18 protein-coding genes are annotated in these 16,757 nt (G+C 64.2%); 9 read left to right on the top strand and 9 right to left on the bottom strand.

Translation table 11 applies throughout. From position 1 onward, the window contains the following. Positions 1-77 precede the first annotated feature (77 nt). From GVY41_RS19605 to GVY41_RS19595, 3 genes are all read left to right on the top strand, one after another. Entirely contained in the window at positions 78-476 is a 399-nt protein-coding gene (locus tag GVY41_RS19605) for a hypothetical protein (protein WP_161348643.1), read from the top strand. Then, positions 473-1,438, top strand: a complete 966-nt coding sequence (locus tag GVY41_RS19600) for an ATP-binding protein (protein ID WP_161348644.1) — start codon at positions 473-475, stop codon at positions 1,436-1,438. Before GVY41_RS19605 ends, GVY41_RS19600 begins: the two co-directional genes overlap by 4 nt. Positions 1,439-1,760: 322 nt before the next feature. After that, positions 1,761-2,864: a zinc-binding dehydrogenase gene (locus tag GVY41_RS19595; RefSeq protein WP_161348645.1), complete on the top strand. Its 1,104-nt coding sequence runs from the start codon at positions 1,761-1,763 to the stop codon at positions 2,862-2,864. Positions 2,865-2,932: 68 nt separating this feature from the next. Here GVY41_RS19595 and GVY41_RS19590 read toward each other — a convergent pair whose 3' ends face one another. Next, positions 2,933-3,295, bottom strand: a complete 363-nt coding sequence (locus tag GVY41_RS19590; protein ID WP_161348646.1) for a hypothetical protein — start codon at positions 3,293-3,295, stop codon at positions 2,933-2,935. Between the two features lie 304 nt (positions 3,296-3,599). Between GVY41_RS19590 and GVY41_RS19585 the strand changes: the two genes are divergently transcribed. From GVY41_RS19585 to GVY41_RS19575, 3 genes are all read left to right on the top strand, one after another. Next, positions 3,600-3,965, top strand: coding sequence for a DUF4168 domain-containing protein (locus GVY41_RS19585; protein WP_161348647.1), 366 nt, complete (start codon positions 3,600-3,602; stop codon positions 3,963-3,965). A 206-nt stretch (positions 3,966-4,171) separates the two neighbouring features. Next, positions 4,172-4,729: a DJ-1/PfpI family protein gene (locus GVY41_RS19580; protein WP_161348648.1), complete on the top strand. Its 558-nt coding sequence runs from the start codon at positions 4,172-4,174 to the stop codon at positions 4,727-4,729. A gap of 25 nt (positions 4,730-4,754) precedes the next feature. After that, the gene (locus GVY41_RS19575; RefSeq protein ID WP_161348649.1) at positions 4,755-5,117 is read left to right on the top strand and encodes a ribbon-helix-helix domain-containing protein; all 363 of its coding nucleotides are present in this window, start codon (positions 4,755-4,757) and stop codon (positions 5,115-5,117) included. A 12-nt stretch (positions 5,118-5,129) separates the two neighbouring features. Here GVY41_RS19575 and GVY41_RS19570 read toward each other — a convergent pair whose 3' ends face one another. Both GVY41_RS19570 and GVY41_RS19565 read right to left on the bottom strand, forming a co-directional pair. Continuing rightward, positions 5,130-5,432, bottom strand: coding sequence for an SH3 domain-containing protein (locus GVY41_RS19570; protein ID WP_161348650.1), 303 nt, complete (start codon positions 5,430-5,432; stop codon positions 5,130-5,132). A 65-nt stretch (positions 5,433-5,497) separates the two neighbouring features. Continuing rightward, the gene (locus GVY41_RS19565; RefSeq protein ID WP_161348651.1) at positions 5,498-6,385 is read right to left on the bottom strand and encodes a LysR family transcriptional regulator; all 888 of its coding nucleotides are present in this window, start codon (positions 6,383-6,385) and stop codon (positions 5,498-5,500) included. Between the two features lie 90 nt (positions 6,386-6,475). Between GVY41_RS19565 and GVY41_RS19560 the strand changes: the two genes are divergently transcribed. Beyond that, positions 6,476-7,036: an NAD(P)H-dependent oxidoreductase gene (locus GVY41_RS19560; protein ID WP_161348652.1), complete on the top strand. Its 561-nt coding sequence runs from the start codon at positions 6,476-6,478 to the stop codon at positions 7,034-7,036. 3 nt (positions 7,037-7,039) lie between these two features. Continuing rightward, a complete protein-coding gene (locus GVY41_RS19555) occupies positions 7,040-7,438 on the top strand; it encodes a DUF6220 domain-containing protein (RefSeq protein WP_161348653.1) in 399 nt (132 codons plus the stop codon). 15 nt (positions 7,439-7,453) lie between these two features. Here the strand turns inward: GVY41_RS19555 and GVY41_RS19550 are convergent, their stop codons facing one another. The 5 genes from GVY41_RS19550 to GVY41_RS19530 form a co-directional block, all read right to left on the bottom strand. After that, positions 7,454-8,158, bottom strand: a complete 705-nt coding sequence (locus tag GVY41_RS19550) for a PepSY-associated TM helix domain-containing protein (protein WP_229726134.1) — start codon at positions 8,156-8,158, stop codon at positions 7,454-7,456. A gap of 266 nt (positions 8,159-8,424) precedes the next feature. Then, entirely contained in the window at positions 8,425-9,918 is a 1,494-nt protein-coding gene (locus tag GVY41_RS19545; RefSeq protein WP_161348654.1) for a TniQ family protein, read from the bottom strand. A gap of 5 nt (positions 9,919-9,923) precedes the next feature. Further along, entirely contained in the window at positions 9,924-10,919 is a 996-nt protein-coding gene (locus GVY41_RS19540; RefSeq protein ID WP_161348655.1) for a TniB family NTP-binding protein, read from the bottom strand. Positions 10,920-10,925: 6 nt separating this feature from the next. Next, positions 10,926-13,121: a DDE-type integrase/transposase/recombinase gene (locus GVY41_RS19535; RefSeq protein WP_161348656.1), complete on the bottom strand. Its 2,196-nt coding sequence runs from the start codon at positions 13,119-13,121 to the stop codon at positions 10,926-10,928. Then, complete coding sequence (locus tag GVY41_RS19530) at positions 13,118-13,807, bottom strand: hypothetical protein (RefSeq protein WP_161348657.1); 690 nt, start codon at positions 13,805-13,807, stop codon at positions 13,118-13,120. The genes GVY41_RS19535 and GVY41_RS19530 overlap by 4 nt, the downstream gene beginning before the upstream one ends. A gap of 1,355 nt (positions 13,808-15,162) precedes the next feature. Between GVY41_RS19530 and GVY41_RS19525 the strand changes: the two genes are divergently transcribed. After that, positions 15,163-16,407, top strand: coding sequence for a Fic family protein (locus GVY41_RS19525; protein ID WP_229726132.1), 1,245 nt, complete (start codon positions 15,163-15,165; stop codon positions 16,405-16,407). 245 nt (positions 16,408-16,652) lie between these two features. Here GVY41_RS19525 and GVY41_RS19520 read toward each other — a convergent pair. After that, the coding region (locus GVY41_RS19520; RefSeq protein ID WP_161656893.1) for a transposase domain-containing protein at positions 16,653-16,757 on the bottom strand (105 nt) is incomplete at its 5' end.

Below are 16,757 nucleotides of genomic sequence, written 5' to 3'. Positions count from 1 at the left end.
CCCGGCCTCATGCTCCTGCAAAATGCCGATGATCTGCTCTTCGGTTCGTATCGTTCGCTTCATCGTCCGTCCTCTCCATGGAGCGGACTCTAATCGCAGTTGGAGGAAAAATCCCGTGGCAGGTCAGCCTCAACCCGCGCCAGCGCCAGTTCAATAATGAGCAGGTCGGTGCAGCCATCGCTCGCCGCGCCAAGGAATCGGGCTTCTTCGGCGATCCGCATCTGCCGGCCAGCTACCGCGGGATCGAGGAACTGCAGGAGAAGGCCAAGCGGCTCGATAAGGTCGAGTTCCGCGGCACACCCACGCAGGGGCTGACCGTCATGCCAGGCAAGGTGATGGATCGCTCGCCCTCGCCGGCTGTCCACCTGGTCGAGACGCCAACGGCGGCCACCAAGCCGCCCGCAGATCCGGCTCCTACCGCCCCACCGAACGGCCCTGTCATGACCTTTACGCCGATCAAGGAAAGCAAGTTATGAATCCCTTCGTCATCGACACGGTTGTCGCGGCGCAGTCGTCGGTCTCCGACAGCCATTTCCCGCTGCAGCGCGCTACCGACCTCCAGCACGCCCTCGCCACCATCTTCAGCCGCCACCTTGGCAACGTTCGGGGCGGACGGCGCTTCGAGTCGGAAGGCCTGCTGGTGACCGGGCAGTCGGGCTCTGGCAAAACCGAGGAGGTGGACCGCCTCGTAAACGCGTTCAACGCCAGCGAGGCAATGATGCCCTCTGGCATGCCCGCGCGCTTCGTGTCCTGCGTCCTGGACGGTAAGGTGGCCTGGAAAGAGCTCGGCCGCGAGACGCTGCGAGGGCTCGGCTACCCCATCTCGGACAAGTCGCGCGCGACCCAGGTTCAGATCTGGCGGCAGGTGGTCGTCCAGGCGCGTGAACAGGGCGTGGTGGGTATCTACTATGATGAGGCGCAGCATATCCTGCGCGGCAAGTCCGATGCCGAGTGCCTCGCCATTCTGGATTCGTTCAAGACCCTCATGAAATCACCTCAGTGGCCCCTGATGCTCATCCTGACCGGCGTTCCCGAATTGGCAGGCCAGGTGAAGCGCGAACCCCAGCTGTTCCGGTTGATCAACCATGTCAATTTCGAAGACATCACGCCCCCGGATGACTACCGCATCGTGCACGAGATGGTCAGCAGCTACGCGATACATGCCAGGATCGAACTGGACGCCGACCTTACCAGCTTCGACTTCTACGACCGGCTGGCAACGGCAGGGGCGTTCCGGTGGGGCCTGGTCATCCAGTTGACGATCAACGCGATCCTGGAAGCCGCGGCACAGGGCGCGACCACGTTGAGCCGCGAGCATTTCATCAAGGTCTGGGCCATGAAGACAGACGTGAACGAGGTCGCAGGTCCGTTCCTCCATCCCGGCTACACGACCATGTTCCGCAAGGACAGGCCGTTCCAGGTCAGCCTGCCGACCTGACGCCCGCACACTGAAGAAATCACCGAAGAGCAGATGAACCCGCGCCGGAAGGCACGGGTTTTTTCGTTTTTAAGCAGGTAGTTACCTGACCCTTTGCAGCGGATTGGCCTCTACGGTTCATCCTGCGCATGCTATTGGTTTCCTGCGCATGCTATAGGCTTTAGAGTGAGCTAGGGGAGACTGCAAGCCAATGAATCGAAATAGTTTTTCGATTCTTCGAATCACTCGCCGAGTGATCTTGCGCACGCTTTTCCCGTTTCTGGCTGTTGCAGCCGGCCGCTCGCTGGGGGAGGATCGCCCGCAACCGCACCCCGGAGGCCCCATGGACCGCAACAGCCAAGAATTGAGATCGACCGTCACCGCAGATGGCACCCTGCGGCTGCATCTTGAACCCGTCACCCTGCCCGAGCCCGGGCCGGGGCAGCTTCTGGTGCGCATCGAGGCGGCCCCCATCAACCCCTCGGATCTGGGGCTGATGTTCGGGCCGGCCGATATGGCGACGCTGGCCAAGGACGGCGCGGCGCTGACCGCGCGCATCCCGGACCGCGCCATGCCGGCGATGCGGGCCCGCATTGGCCAGTCCCTTGCCGCGGGCAACGAGGGCGCGGGAACCGTCATTGCGGCGGGGCCGGACCAGCAGCAGCTTGTCGGGCGGCGCGTCGCCATGCTGGGCGGCGCGATGTATGCCCGCCTGCGCCTGATCGCGGCCAGGGATTGCCTGCCTTTGCCCGAGGGCGCCTCGGCCGAGGCCGGCGCCGCGCTGTTCGTCAACCCGCTGACGGCGCTTGGGTTTACCGAAACCATGCGGGCCGAGGGGCACAGCGCCATCGTCCACGCCCCCGCCGCCTCGAACCTCGGGCAGATGCTGGTGCGGATCTGCAAGGCGGACGGCATCGGCCTTGTGAACATCGTCCGCAGCCCCGAACAGGTCGCCCTGCTGCGCGGCCTCGGGGCAGAGCATGTCGTGGACAGCAGCGCCGAGACCTTCCGCGAGGACCTGACCGAGGCGATTGCCGCGACAGGTGCCACGATCTCGTTCGACGCCATCGGCGGCGGCGAGATGACCAGCACCATCCTCAACGCGATGGAGGAGATCGCGGCGCGCAGCATGGCCGGCTATGACCGCTATGGCTCTGCCGTGCTGAAGCAGGGCTACATCTACGGCGCGCTCGACACCGGCCCCACCACGCTCCGCCGCGGCTTTGGCTTCAGCTGGAGCATCGGCGGCTGGCTGCTGTTCCACGCGCTGCAGCGGCTGGACCCGGCCACGGTGCAGGCGATGCGCAAGCGGGTGGTGGAGGAAATGGACACGACCTTCGCCAGCCATTACACGGCCCAGATCACGCTGGAACAGGCGCTGGAGCCGGAGACGGTCGCCGCCTACATGCGCAAGTCGACGGGGGCGAAATACCTGATCACGCCGTGACGTCCGGCAGACCGTGCGGGGTCACATAACTCGGTCGGCAGTCGGGCCGGCGACAGCCCCCGCGGCGGTCACTGAAGCGTCGCGTCGAACGTGATCACCACGCGGTCGCCTTCGCTGGGCGCACTGGTGGCGATCTTCGCATTCAGAAGGGCACCCCCGGAAAACTCGATAGCCGTCACGTCGAACTCGGCTGGCTGGGGCCGGATGGTGTATCCGTTTTCCTCCAGGGCCGCAGTCCAGGCATTGAACAACGCTTCGACGTCGGCCCCGGTGCTGAACGAGAACATCCGGATACCTGACCCGATCGCCCGATCCATGACGATTTCCGCGTCATCCGGCAAGGCAATGGCCTCGGGAACCCAGTCCTGCGGGATTTCATCTGCAAAGACAATCGCAGCCGCAAGCAGCGACAGGACAAGTCCGAACAGCATCTCCTTTAGACGTTTCAACACTCGGCGAGAGGACGCGCCATCTGTGGGGGGCAGCGGCGTGACCGGGGCGCGGGTAGCGCCGATATGGCAAGATGCAGTGTTCATGCCTGCAAGGTATGGCAGCTTTCCGAATGTTCAACACCGCTTCCGGCGCTGTCGCACGCGGCGGCGGATTCTTGCATCCCCACTCCTCCCGAGACCCGGCACAAGACCCGGCATCGGCAGATTTCCGCGACCCGGTTTGCGCTCAACGGACAGGCCATTAGGTTGAGCGGCGAGTGCAAAACTCGAGGAAAGGTTTGAAATGTCCATCTCCAAGATACTTGCGACCGCCATCACTGCGGCAACGATCACGGCTTCGCCCCTCGTCCTGGCCCCCGCCATGGCACAGCAGACGATCGACCCGGCCTCGGTCTCGGATTCCGAGCTCGACGCGTTCGTGGTGGCTTACGAGGAAGTGGCCGCCGTCGAACAGGACTATGGCGCACGTCTCCAGCAAGCCGATGGCGAAGCCGAAAAGCAGGCAATCGTCACTGAGGCGCAAGCCAAGATGACACAGGCGATCGAAGAGACCCCCAATATCGAAGTTGATCGCTACGTCGAAATTCTGCAGCTTGCTCAGGTAGATACCGATCTGCAGGCCGAGTTGACGGCCAAGCTTCAGGACTGATCTCCTCCCGCTTGATATCTCGGAGCACCCGCAGGGCTTGGCACCCTGCGGGTGCTTCCATGTTTGCCAAGGCGCAGGATCGCAAATCCTGGCTCGGGGGTGAGTTGCCTGCAGACGCCGTGGGCCGGGCCGTAGTATCCCGCTAACACCCACAGCGCCGCGCCCTGCCCTACCCTTGGCCCACCATCAGCAAGGGAGGATGCAGCATGGCGACGATCCTGATGATCACCGGCGATTTCACCGAGGACTATGAAACGATGGTCCCGTTCCAGACGCTTCTGGCGTGCGGCCATGAGGTGGATGCCGTCTGCCCCGGCAAGGCCGCTGGGGACACGGTGAAGACCGCGATCCATGATTTCGAGGGCGACCAGACCTATTCGGAAAAACCCGGCCACAACTTCGCGCTGACCGCCGATTTCGCCGCAGTGGAGGCCGCCAGCTATGACGCGCTGGTCATCCCGGGCGGCCGCGCGCCGGAATATCTGCGGATGAACCCCGAGGTGCTGGCCATGGTCCGGCATTTCTTCGACGCCGGCAAACCTGTCGCCTCGATCTGCCACGGCGCGCAGCTGCTGGCGGCGGCTGGCGTTCTGAAGGGGCGCACATGCTCGGCCTACCCGGCCTGCGCCTATGAGGTCACGGCCTCGGGTGGCACCTATCCCGATATTGCGGTGACAGAGGCGGTGACCGATGGCAATCTGGTGACAGCGCCCGCCTGGCCGGCCCATCCGGCCTGGCTGAAGCAGTTCATGGCGCTGCTCTGACGTCAACGGGACGGGAGGCCCTGCGATGTGTGAACTCTTCATCAAGGCCGATGCCGGGCAATGGCAAAGCCGCACCCACAGCTTGCGCATCGACGGGGTCGCCACCTCGATCCGGATCGAGACCCATTTCTGGGAGACGCTGACCGAAATCGGCGCGCGCGACGGGATGACCGTCGCGCAGCTGATCACCAAGCTGTGGCATGAGGCGATGGATGCCGATCATGACCTTGGCAATTTCACCTCGTTCCTGCGGGTGTGCTGCGCGCGCTATCACGCGCTGATTGCCGCGGGCGAGATCGCGGCCGACGTCACGGTGCCGATCGCCGGGCACCCCGCCCGCGAGATTCTGGCGCGCGAGGCGCAACGGCGCGGGTTGCGGGTGAATTGAGGGTCGCCCGGGTCACATCTTGCGCAGATAGGCCCAAGAGACATAGCCCTTCAGCCCCTGCACCCGGTCCAGCGACACCTGGCACCAGCGGGTGCTGCCGGTCTGCTGGCACGAATGGATGCGGAACACGGTGCCATTGGGAAAGCCGGCGATGACGATATACCCGGTTCCCGGCCCCGCGCGCATCTTCAGCAGGTCATCGCCTTCGACCCCGTGGACCACATAGCGACCCAGCCAGGCAGCGGCGGCCGGCTGCGCGCTCCAGATCGTCGCCAGCGCGGCCACCACCAGCGCTCCAAGAACCACTCTGCGCATCACTCTCTCCTCGGATCGTCCTCAGGCAGTTTTATCCCCTCGCACTGGCAAAAGGAACCGCGCCCTCACGCCAGCATCCCGACCAGCAGCCCCGCCACATGCCGAAGCCCGGCATCCTTGGCCCGGCGGCGATGCCAGGCGAGGTGCAGCGGAAACCCGGCGACCGGGATCGGCACCGGCAGGCTGACCAGATCCGGCGCGGCGGGCAGGATGCGCGAGGGCAGCATGGCGATCATGTCCGACGCGCGCAGCAGGTCCGGCACCATGCCGAAGCTGGGCACCACCAGCCCCACGCGGCGGGAACAGCTGATACGCGCGAGGTCGGCATCGAGCGGACTGCGGGTGTCACCTTGGCCCGACACGAGGATATGCGGGTAGCCAAGCCAGCGGCCGAGGTCGAAGCCGGGGATCGCCGGATGCCCCGGGCGCAGCGCGATGACGTAATGCTCATCGAGCAGCTCCGTCACCTCCAACTCCTCCTGCGCGCCTGGCAGGACGGAAATGGCGATGTCGCTGAGTCCGGAGATCAGGGCTGCGCGGGCGGCCTCGGCCCCGTGCCAGGGCTGGATCACCAGATCGATGCCGGGGGCGGAGCTGGCCAAGGCCTGTTGCAGCGGCCCGATGACCAGCAGCGCCGGGAAATCGGTCATCGAGATGCGCAGCACCTGCCGCAGCTCGGCCAGGGGCGGGTCCACCGGATCGACCAGATCGGTCACCCCCGCCAGCAGCGATTTCAGCGGGGCCCGCAGCGATTCCGCCTTCGGCGTCAGGCGCATGGTGCCACGCCCCCGCTCCAGCAAGACATCCCCGAACAGGTGCCGGCAGCGCTGCAGCGCCGCCGAGGCAGCCGGCTGCGACAGGTTGAGCCGGTCCGCGGCGCGGCTGACATGCGCCTCGTCGAGCAGCGCGTCGAGGATCACCAGCAGGTTGAGGTCAAGCGAGCGTAAATTCATAAGGTGGATAATAGATCAGATCATCAATCGATTGGAGTGATTTGTTGTCATCCCGCATCTTGCCTGCATCCCAACCCGCAGGAGACGACGATGACCCGCATTCTGGTTTACATGTTCCACCCCGACCCCGCCCGCTCCAAGGCCAATGCCGCCCTCGCCCGCGCCGCCGCCGCCCTTCCGGGTGTCGAGGTGATCGACATGCAGGCGGAATGCCCGGATGGGCACTACGGTGACAGCGCCGCCGAAGTGGCGCGGCTGCTGACCGCGGGCCGGATCGTGCTGCAATTCCCGCTGCAATGGTACTCAACGCCGCCGCTGCTGAAGGCCTGGCAGGACGCGGTGCTGACGCGGATGTTCTACATCCGGTACGAGACCGAGGGCCGCCTGCTGGAAGGCACGCCGCTGATGGTCGCCACCACTGCGGGGAACGTACCCGAGGCCTACCGGCCCGGCGGCGCCAACCTGTTCGCCATGACCGACATGCTTGCCCCGCTCCGCGCCACCGCCAATCGCTGCGGGTTGCCCTGGGCCGAGCCCTTCGTGCTCTACCGCGCCATGGACCTCACGCCAGAAGAGCTGGACGCAGCAGCGGCGGACTATGCGGATACCCTCGCCCGCTGGATCGCCACACCTTTGCAACGGGCGGCCTGAGCCATGGAGAAGATGCATGACACCTTCACCGATCTCGCACGCGGCACACCCGTCTGGTTCACCCTTTCGGCCTGGGCGCTGCCCCTCGGTCTCCTTGCGCAGTTCCTAAGCGCCGGCATTGCCCTGTTTCGCGACGGCGGGATGTGGGGGCTGCATGGGGCGGTCGGCGGGGCGCTGTCCCTGCCGGTCCTGGCGCTTCTTGCCGGCGCGCTTTGCATCCCGCGCCTGCGCGGGTTCGGCTGGTGGGCAGGGCTGACCGCGTTCCTCTACCTCACCCAGATCGCGCTTGCGGCCGGGGCTGGTCCGTTGTTGGCCCTGCACCCCGCGAACGGCGCGCTGCTGCTGACCTCCAGCCTGATCCTGTTGGCCAAGGTCGAGCGTCGGCGGGGCGCCCGGCCCTGACCGGGCGCCCGGGTTTCATGCGGTGCGCAGGCGGCGGCCGGCAAGGAACACGGCCAGCTCCACCGCCGCCAGCAGCAGCATCGACAGGCCGACCAGCGGGAAGAAGATGCCCGCCGCGACCGCCATCAGCAGCAACGTGCGCGGGATCCGCCAGTCGGCCGGCACCTGCGGCACCCCGAGCGCGCCGGCGGGGCGGCGCTTCCACCACATCGCGGCGGCCGAGACGCAGAGCATCGCCATCGCCGCGCAGGCCAGCAGCAGGACGATCTGGTTCACCCGCCCGAACTCCTGCCCCATATGCACGCTGATCCCCCATTCGGCCCACCGCCCGAGGGTGCCAAGGTCGGCAAGATCCGCGTCATAGAGAACCGCGCCGCTATACTGGTCGAGATGGATCACCCGCTCATGGGTGATGTCATCGGGATAGACCGAGGCGGTGAACACCCCCTCCGGCCCGTTCGGCATCACCACCGCATAGCCCGGCACGAGCCCGAGCGCCTCGACGCGGGCCACGACGGTATCGAGTGCCTGGGGCATGCCCGCCGCCGCGGTCGACACCGGCATCGGCTGCTGCTCCATGATCCAGGGCGCGCGGTCGAGGGCGGCGGAGACCGGCACCGTCGAGGCCGGCTTGCCCGACCAGTAGCCATCGGGCATCCCGAGCCCGAGCGCATAGGCGTAGTCATAGAACTTGCCGCCCCAGACGCTCGACCAGGGCAAACCTATGCCCCGAACTGGGCCAACTATGCCCCCAGCCGGCAGCAACTATGCCCCGAGCTACAACGCTTGAAGCTCGGGGCGTAGTTACTGCCGGAGGCCGATAATTTCCCAATGAAATCAATGACCCGATTTCACCTGGGACCATAGGTTTGTGCAATTCGGACCAAAGGTTTGTCGGCAAGCGGAAACCTTGCGAAAAACAAAAAAAGGGCCCGCGATCGCGAGCCCAGTGCCATGGCCTGTAAAGTGACGCAAGTTCGAAGATGCTAGGGGGTTTCTGCAACCTTCAAGGCAGCGCGGCGGAAGGCCACGACATCAGTTTTCAGGACCAGAAGGCCATGGAGTCGCGCATCTCCCGGCATGCGGAAGCCGGCGACCTTTCCAGACATCACGGCAGAGATCAGTGCATCGGTCGTCCCGCCATGGCGCTGGCATGCTTCACCGATCGACAGGACGGCGTCGCGTTCACCGTCCTCGAGCACAGGCAAGGCAGCGATCGCGGTGAGGAAATCGTCAAGCATGCGCCTTGCGAAGATCACGCCGCGGACCGCACCCGGCGCGTCGGCGGGGATCAACGCCGGAAACACGCCAGCTCGGTAAAGCCCCTGGGTCTGCGTCTGGGTGCCCCCGACATATCCGGGGAGCTCGGCGAGAGGCACGGGGTCATTGTAGTCTTGAACCAGCTGCTCGACCTCGCGGACCGGAAACACCAGACGCCCGCTCTCCGCATCAGTTGCGCCCTGAGGGACCATGCCGAGCTTCTGCAGGAGGCGCGACATGCGGCGACGATCGACCTTCAGGGTCAACGCCAGGCTCTTGACCGAATGTAGGCGCCGCTCCATCACCCATTCGCCCAGGAGCTTCTCGCCGGACATGTAGGCATCGTGATCCAGGATGTGCTCGCGCAAGATGTTTCTGATCGGGCCGGGAGCGATCATCTGCGATCGACGGCTCAGCCAGTCATACAGGATACCATACATCGCCAGCGGACCGGATTGAACAGCCGTGGCAGCTGATCGACCGCGGATGTCGCTGAGAGCAGCATAGACCGCGTCCGGTCCCTGCTCATAGATTTCGAAACCGAGGGCAAGCGCCTGGTTTCGCTGAACACGCGACAGTGTGGCCGGGCGGATCTGTTGGCCGTGCTCGAGAACCAGACCGAGCATTTCCGAGGCGTTCAGCACCTGTTCGATGGTCTGATCGTCCAGCCAGTTCATTGCGCCCTGCCCCGCGAGGCGCTGGTGCAGCCATGCAGCATGCGTCCCGGCACCTGCTGCTTCGGTGCCTGTCTCGGCGACGGTCAGGCCGCCGGCGGCCTGAACCGCGTCGCGCACATCGTCGATGTCGACGGCGTCGACTTCGAGCATCGTCAGACCGTGCCTGTGGCAATCGGGAACCGGCAAGAAACACCACGCGAGACGATGACGCCAGTTCTCCTCGGCCCCATCCTCCCGGAGGCAATGGGGGCAGAACTGCCGGACGCGCGGCGACAGGACACTGCGGGAAAAGTCGTCGCCCCTGAACGTGTTATAGCGCTTCAATGTGCGGATGGTGGCGGCCTGCAGGCTCGACGGATTCTCTCCCGCGCTTCCGGCGAGCCGCTCCACAGCCTCCGGATCTCCCGACCTGAACCGAGCGGGCGGGATCCCGAGATCCGTCAGCAGGCGCGCCGCGCCCTGGCCGGTATGGACCATCGCCAGGCGGGCCGCGTAGGAATGGATGGTTTCCGTCGGATCATAGGGGATGAAGGGCGTGAGCATCCGGGTTACCAGCCCCGCGCTTCGAGCAGCTTGCGCAGCTCCGGCCAGTTGCCCGCGTCGAAGGGGGTTGCGTCGTCGTCGGTTCCACCGTTGAGGATCCAGGTCCGGCGGGCGTCATCGAGGGACACCACGGCCTGACCTTTGAGCAGCGCGCGGCGCACCGTCATCTTCGCAAAGGCAATGGACCGGCCGAGACCAGACTTCTGGGAAAAGACGATGCGTTCCACGAAAGCCGGGTCATCGGCCAGCGACATATCAAGCTTCCGGCAGCAGACGTCGATGAACCGACCCAGCCGTTGCATGTCTGCCCCACTCGCCGTGACGGGCCGGAGGCGCTGGCGCAACCGGTAGCGGCGGAACGTCTCAGGGTCCGAGGCGATGCGATCCTCGAGCTGCGGCACGCCGGACAGGATGACGGCGACCGCCCCCTCCCCCTGCAGGAGGTTCTTGAGGGTCTGGAGAGCACCCGGAATGTCGCGCCCCGGTCCGCTCCGCAGCAGGTGGTGCCCCTCGTCGATCCAGAGCATCGCAACATTGAACATCTTCAGACGGTGACGAACAAGCGCCCAGGCTTCATGCGTCTTCGCTCGTTCCGCGAGCCGCATGTAGCCGGTTGCAGCCAGGATATCGGAGGCCAGGCTCTTGATCGTGGCCTCCGGCGAAACCGTGATGTAGATGAAGTTGCCCGGGTTGCCGTCCTTCATTTCCACAAAGCCCGGCAGCGCGGAGAGGTTGCGCCGGATCATCACCGACTTTCCATCACCGGAAGCGCCGATGACCTGCATGCCGCGCGTCTCGCCATTCAGCGGATCGCGGACTGCAACCGGGAGCAGCGCGCCATCGGTGCCCACCTGCATGATCTCCCGCAGGAACTCCTGGAAATCGTCATCGCGGGCATTCTTGAGATAGCGGTCATCCAGCCAGTCAATGCGGCCCTTGAGGTCATGCACAGGAGGCGGGTCGGCAAGAGTCGGAGCAGTGGGGGCGTTACGTTCAATCATTGGGTATCATTCCATCAGGTCGTCACTGTCCTCGGCGGAAATCGCCGGGGCTGATCGAGAGGCGGGAGGCCCGCCCGGCGAAACTGGCGGGGAACCGGCTGCTTTGCGCTGCAGATCGATGACGCCATCGAAGAGATCTTCATGCTCTGGCGCGTCGAAATCGCGCTCGGCCGTCGACATGAACCGCATGAAGTCTGCCTCGTAGCGGTCATAGGTCGCGTCCGTGACAGCGATTGGCAGGAGCCCACGCAGCACCTTGCCGCGGAAGGCCGCCGCATCCAGTTCTGTCAGGGCGCGTGCCAGGACGGCATTCGAGCGGTCGCGTTCGCCTGCAAGCCTGTGCCTGACCATCATGAGGTCGTCGAAGGATTTCCCGATCCACATGGGATCGGCCGCGGTGACATTCATCCAGTGGTCCGGCGCGACCTTGACCGAGATCGTGCCGATGTCATGGGGCCACCATGCCACCTCCAGGATCTTCGGCTTGTTCGGCGGTCCGTAGAAGATCTTCATCAGATCATCGGTCTGATAGCGGATGTGCATCATGGTGATACCCGAAGGGCCCAATGTGCGGTGCCGACGAATGCCAAGCACTTTCCGCAGCTCCTCACGGCTGACGCCCTGGAGGCGCGAGCTGGCTTGAGATTGCGCCCAGGCTTCGGCAGGCGTGCGCCCGAGAAGACCCGCATGTTCCGTGTTGTGATAGATCTCGACGATCCATCGCACGAGCCACTGCAGGAAATCGTCGAGCGTCAACGACGCGCGAGCCGCCGCGTCGTTCTCTCCCCGCTCGACCACGTTGCTGAATGTCCGGCCCGAAAAGCGCTGCGCGAAGCCCAGATGGATCGTTCTGAAGAGGCGCTCGATGAACGGCCGGAGCCAAGGCTTCTTTGCCGGCGCACCGAGGTTGATGATGCCAAGACAAGCCAGCAGGTCATAAACCTCGTCGCCGATGTAATTCGGCCCGCGATCCAGCACGATCGTCTCCGGGCGGCCATGCATGTTCCAGGGCTCGTGCGCTCCGACCGCGTCCGCGATCGGAGTCTTGTCCAGGAAAATCATCTCCACGGTTTCCCGGAGGAGCGAGGTCGTCCCATTTGCCGAGATCCGCATGCCAACGATGCAACGGGTGTGGACATCGATGGCGGCCGAGAGGACGACCCGACGTGTCGAGCCATCCAGCCCGAGCATTTCCCGCTCCTCTGAGCGGAGCCAGTCCCAGATCCCCAAGCCGTTCAGGATGACCATGAGATCGAAGGTATATTCGTCAATCTCCACGCGCTCGAGCGCGCGGTCGGTCTTCACCCCTACCCCCAGCGCGTGCATGTTGCGATATGCGACCTTCAGGCCCCTCGTCCGGATGGCATGGTCAAGGGGCGCGAGCGCATCGATGGCTGCGTGGATGTATTCGTAGCCCGGACGATTGAAAGATTTCCCAGGCGGATGCGACCTTGCAGCATCTTCGTTGTGAACGTCGAACACCGCCTGCACGCTGGTCACGATAGAAGATATCGAGCAACGCTCTTCGTCGAGACGCTGGCGGATGACCGAGTGAACGAGAGCTTCTTCGTCCTCCGTATAACGCCTGCCGCGATTTCCCGAGCTGATGTATTCGTCGAACAACCCGTTCTGGCCGCGCCGTCGATGATCGCAATACCATTTGTAGATGTGCGCCGGAGACTTCGGCACTTTCGACTGCGTGCCGACCTTGACTTTTGCACCGCCACGTTTGTCGGCGGCACCAGCTTTCTTGGTGAGATACTGGGTGTAGTAGAGCGTTCCGAGCGCGATGATGTGAACGCCTCGCAGAATGAACGCCGCACGGATTTCCTCCAACTCACCGTCAACGATGAGCTTCTGTGCGGCGGACACGTAGCAGTAGCGGTGCCGCATGCGCGCTATCTCGGCATCGGTGCGATGGCTCCGGTCGCGCTTGCCTACGGGGGCTGCCGCAGACGGACGCCGGATGATGCTCAGGCGCCCGTGCAGATCGAAACGGCAGAAATCCTCGTTCGATACCGTGTCGGAGATGGCAGGCAGCACCTCGCCAGTTTCTGGGTCGACGAACTCCTCCCACAGGACCAAGCACGATGTGATGCGCAGCTCGACGACCGTGCCACGGCGCTTGTTCAACTCGAAGATGGCGCCCTTCTCGACCGGAACATGCGTCGAAACTGCGAGCTTGCTGCCCCCGAATTTCATGCCACGACCTCATCGGCGTTGGCAGCAACGAGGGCCGAATGGTCGACGCGCTCTTTGCGCACCAGCCTCAGGCCGCCACCGTGAATGGCACGCGCGATACCGAACAGGCTAACCCCGCCGTGACGGCCCTGATCGATCAGATGCCCGACCGTGACGGGGCCGGTCAGGCTCGACCGCAGATCGTCGATCACCCGGTCTTCTTCCTGGACGGGCCGACGCGCCGCATGAAAGAGCTTGGCATTGAAGAACTCGATCGGATGGATGTTCCGTTCGGTCACCACCGCCATCCTGTCGACAACCGTCGGCACGGCAGCTTCCGCTACAGCCCGCATCTCCGCACGGAACTCCGGCCGGTCGGCGATGTGCGATGGTTTCACGGCAATTCCGATGCGCAGCCCATTGCTGAATGTGGCGCGATAGTCGAAGTGATGATGGCCGACTTTCCCATCCAGCTTCCGAAATGCCATCGGCGCGAGCTGTTCCTCCAGGTCCACGAAACCAGGGCGGTAGACCGTGCAGATTGCCGCCTTGAATTCGAGCAGGCTGGCGAAGCCGACACGCTGCGGCTTCTCGACCCCGAAGACGAATTCGCCGACGAAGTGGCCTTGCGAGGCCTTGGGGATCGGACGCACCGCGCGGCCTTTCGCCGGGTCGGGCAGAAAGTGGATAGAAGCGGATGGCTTCATGCAGAGAGTCTCCGTTCGACAATAGGACACCAGCCCTGCTCCGGAGGCCGGAGCAGGCTGAAGATGTGGAAATGTCGAGAAAACCGCTTGCGCTCTTCTGTTGAGAGCTTACCTTAAAGGTCGATCATACGGGTTCGCCCGACACTTTTCGCCCGGCCTCGCGCCGGGCTTTTCTTTGGTGATGCTGATCTCTCCGGAACTTCCTTCATGCTGTTGTCGATGGCCCCATTGATTCCGAGTCGAGCAGAAAACCGAAACCCTTAAGCTGCCGATATCCACAAAAAACGCGCCCAAGCCGGACGTCTAAACCCATGTTCGCGAAAAACTATTTCGCATACTCACGCGGTTGACGCCTTCGAGTTTTCCGAGGGCATATCCGGGGGGCAGCCTCAGGGCATGCTCGGGCGGATTCCGGAGACGCCGCCGGGCCAGGACCGCCGGATGATGGGCCGACACTCGGGCGCTTCGGCATTGATGTCCCCATCGCCGCTCATGCGGCTTGCAAGGCGCAGCTCACCGTCCATGAGGCGTGCTGGTTTAAGGATGCCGCGCAGCCTCCGCTCCCCATGGTCCGGCGCCACTTCGAGGGCGCGGGGCACGTCGGCGGGCTCCGCAGCGTGGGTCCGGCGACGCTGCAAGGAGGAAGGATAGGTGGGAATGAGAGCATGGGCCTGGACGTAGAAAGCTGGCGCCCGGGGCTGCCCGGGCGAGATGATGGGAGGCGGAAGCGAATCGGTGACCGCCAGCCGAGGCGGAGCGGCGCTGTAGGATCACGAGAAGTCGGCCTGCGCAAGGGGAAATAATTAGATTTTCACAAAGATATCAAATGCTTAGATTCACTAGTCCGCCGTCTCTTTCCCAGTCCGGACGGTCGTCGCATCAACAGGCGGGCGAGAGAGTTTTCGCACTTCGGCCAGGGCGCAGAGCTCTCGTGCAGCTTGCCTCGAGGGGCTTGGAAACTGACCAGAAGATGCTAAGGACGGTGTGTTCTGACGCTGAGCCCAAGCGGGCGAACTCCTGTTTCGAGCCGACTACTTAAAGAAATGCGTGCCCCAGATGCACTGAGCGACCTTCCCCGCGGTGAGTAAGACAACAGTCGAAGCGTGCCCTCGGGACATCGCCGGTTTTGGAATTTCCACACTCTTTATCATTTTTCGCAGATCGAGCCGCCGTGGGTTGGGGCCAGAGTCCGTCGGTTGCAGCTCCTTCAACCGGTCTTCAGACGGGTGTTGGCCGGGGCTGTGTCTGTGGCCCCCCTGGGCGACCCCCTATGCGCATGGAATATCCGCAAGGTAGATCGGCAAAATCTTGCAGATGCGCTCCATAAAGCCTAGTTTCAGAAGAGCTTACCTGAGATGAAGATCGGCAAAATGGCGCTCGAAACACCGGCACGCATCGAACCCTGCGGCATCGAAGAGACCATCCCGGTCGCATTGACCGATCTGGCACTCGAGATCCGCTCGGCGGCTGAAGCCCTGGGGCGGCGCCTTCATCCCGACAGTGCCGCCGAATTGCGTGCCATGACCCGCATCATGAACGCCTACTATTCGAACCTGATCGAAGGGCACAACACCCGACCACGCGACATCGAGGCCGCGTTGGAGGGGCGGCTCGATGCCGTGGAGAACCGCCCCCTCGCCGAGGAGGCAGCAGCGCATGTGCGCGTGCAGGAATGGGTCGACGAAACACATGCCCGCGGAGATCTGCCAGAGCCCACCTCGGTGGCCTTCATCGCCGATCTGCACCGCCGCTTCTACCAGGCCATGCCAGAGGACCTGCGTTTCATCGAGCATGACGGCATCCGCAAGGAGATCGTCCCCGGCGCCTTTCGAGCCGAGGGCGAGGAGGTCGCCGTCGGTCGACACCTGCCGCCATCGGCGTCGCGGGTGCCAGCCTTCCTGGACCATTTCGCCATGCGTTACCGGGGGCTGACGCGCGGCGCCACCGGCCGGATCCTGTCCATTCCCGCGGCGCATCACCGGTTGAACTACATCCACCCCTTCCTTGATGGGAATGGCCGGGTAAGTCGTCTGATGTCGCACGCCATGTGTCAGACCGCCGGCGTCGGCGGACATGGGCTTTGGTCGATCAGCCGTGGCCTGGCTCGAGGTCTGGCCGATCCGGCCGAATACAAGGAGCGCATGGCGTCTGCCGACCAGCCGCGCCGGGGCGACCTTGACGGGCGCGGAAACCTCTCGCTTGCCACCCTGACCACGTTTACGGGGTGGTTCCTGACCGTCATGCTGGACCAGATCCGTTTTACGGAAGCGATGTTCGACCTGGGCCGGCTCAGCGATCGTTACACCCGGCTGATCTCGGATCTTCATCCCGGCAAGGAGCGCCTGCCGCAGCTGATCACCCATGTCCTGCGCCACGGGGAGATGGCGCGGGGCGATGCAAGATACGTCACCGGTGCCTCGGAGCGCTCGACGAGCAGCGATCTGGCAGAGTTGACGACCGGGGGCTTCCTGAAATCAACGACACCAAAGGGCCCCGTCCGCATCGCCTTCCCTCTGGCTTACCGTGAGCGGCTCTTCCCGAACCTCTTCACCGATGCAGCACCGGAAATTCCTCCGCCGGCGCGACCGCCGGTGTTTTAGGCCGAACGCATTCCCTGGCCGAGCGGGAGCCTGAAGGGCGCCCATGAGGAAAGTTGCGCCACGGAGTCTACCGAGAGGATAGGAAGAAAAGGCTGAACATCCCTGCGGGCCGCTACTTCGTTGGCGAGTCCGGGTTTCGTCAGCGCCGCGTTCGGACAGAGACGCCGTATTCAGCAGGCGGGCTTACACGCCAGCCGGCTCTACTGCGCTTATGATCGCCTTCAGGTAAGCGTCCGGCCTGACCGCTATCGGTTCCAGCGCCAGGGCAGCAGGTCGTCGACCTTTGTGATCTTGTAGTCTGGGATGCGGGCTAGGGTGTCGGCGAGCCAGGCTTGGGGATCGACGGCATT

Origin of the sequence: Frigidibacter albus (genome assembly GCF_009908165.1) — a bacterium.
Classification (GTDB): Bacteria; Pseudomonadota; Alphaproteobacteria; order Rhodobacterales; family Rhodobacteraceae; genus Frigidibacter; species Frigidibacter albus.
The sequence above is the reverse complement of the archived record's forward strand: the minus strand, read 5'-3'. Positions and strand labels throughout refer to the sequence as shown.

Excerpts from the sequence above, each read along its gene's own strand:
- GVY41_RS19605 (WP_161348643.1), top strand. The coding sequence starts at position 78 with ATGGAGCGGACTCTAATCGCAGTTGGAGGAAAAATCCCGTGGCAGGTC.
- GVY41_RS19600 (WP_161348644.1), top strand. The coding sequence starts at position 473 with ATGAATCCCTTCGTCATCGACACGGTTGTCGCGGCGCAGTCGTCGGTC.
- GVY41_RS19595 (WP_161348645.1), top strand. The coding sequence starts at position 1,761 with ATGGACCGCAACAGCCAAGAATTGAGATCGACCGTCACCGCAGATGGC.
- GVY41_RS19590 (WP_161348646.1), bottom strand. The coding sequence starts at position 3,295 with ATGCTGTTCGGACTTGTCCTGTCGCTGCTTGCGGCTGCGATTGTCTTT.
- GVY41_RS19585 (WP_161348647.1), top strand. The coding sequence starts at position 3,600 with ATGTCCATCTCCAAGATACTTGCGACCGCCATCACTGCGGCAACGATC.
- GVY41_RS19580 (WP_161348648.1), top strand. The coding sequence starts at position 4,172 with ATGGCGACGATCCTGATGATCACCGGCGATTTCACCGAGGACTATGAA.
- GVY41_RS19575 (WP_161348649.1), top strand. The coding sequence starts at position 4,755 with ATGTGTGAACTCTTCATCAAGGCCGATGCCGGGCAATGGCAAAGCCGC.
- GVY41_RS19570 (WP_161348650.1), bottom strand. The coding sequence starts at position 5,432 with ATGCGCAGAGTGGTTCTTGGAGCGCTGGTGGTGGCCGCGCTGGCGACG.
- GVY41_RS19565 (WP_161348651.1), bottom strand. The coding sequence starts at position 6,385 with ATGAATTTACGCTCGCTTGACCTCAACCTGCTGGTGATCCTCGACGCG.
- GVY41_RS19560 (WP_161348652.1), top strand. The coding sequence starts at position 6,476 with ATGACCCGCATTCTGGTTTACATGTTCCACCCCGACCCCGCCCGCTCC.
- GVY41_RS19555 (WP_161348653.1), top strand. The coding sequence starts at position 7,040 with ATGGAGAAGATGCATGACACCTTCACCGATCTCGCACGCGGCACACCC.
- GVY41_RS19545 (WP_161348654.1), bottom strand. The coding sequence starts at position 9,918 with ATGCTCACGCCCTTCATCCCCTATGATCCGACGGAAACCATCCATTCC.
- GVY41_RS19540 (WP_161348655.1), bottom strand. The coding sequence starts at position 10,919 with ATGATTGAACGTAACGCCCCCACTGCTCCGACTCTTGCCGACCCGCCT.
- GVY41_RS19535 (WP_161348656.1), bottom strand. The coding sequence starts at position 13,121 with ATGAAATTCGGGGGCAGCAAGCTCGCAGTTTCGACGCATGTTCCGGTC.
- GVY41_RS19530 (WP_161348657.1), bottom strand. The coding sequence starts at position 13,807 with ATGAAGCCATCCGCTTCTATCCACTTTCTGCCCGACCCGGCGAAAGGC.
- GVY41_RS19525 (WP_229726132.1), top strand. The coding sequence starts at position 15,163 with ATGAAGATCGGCAAAATGGCGCTCGAAACACCGGCACGCATCGAACCC.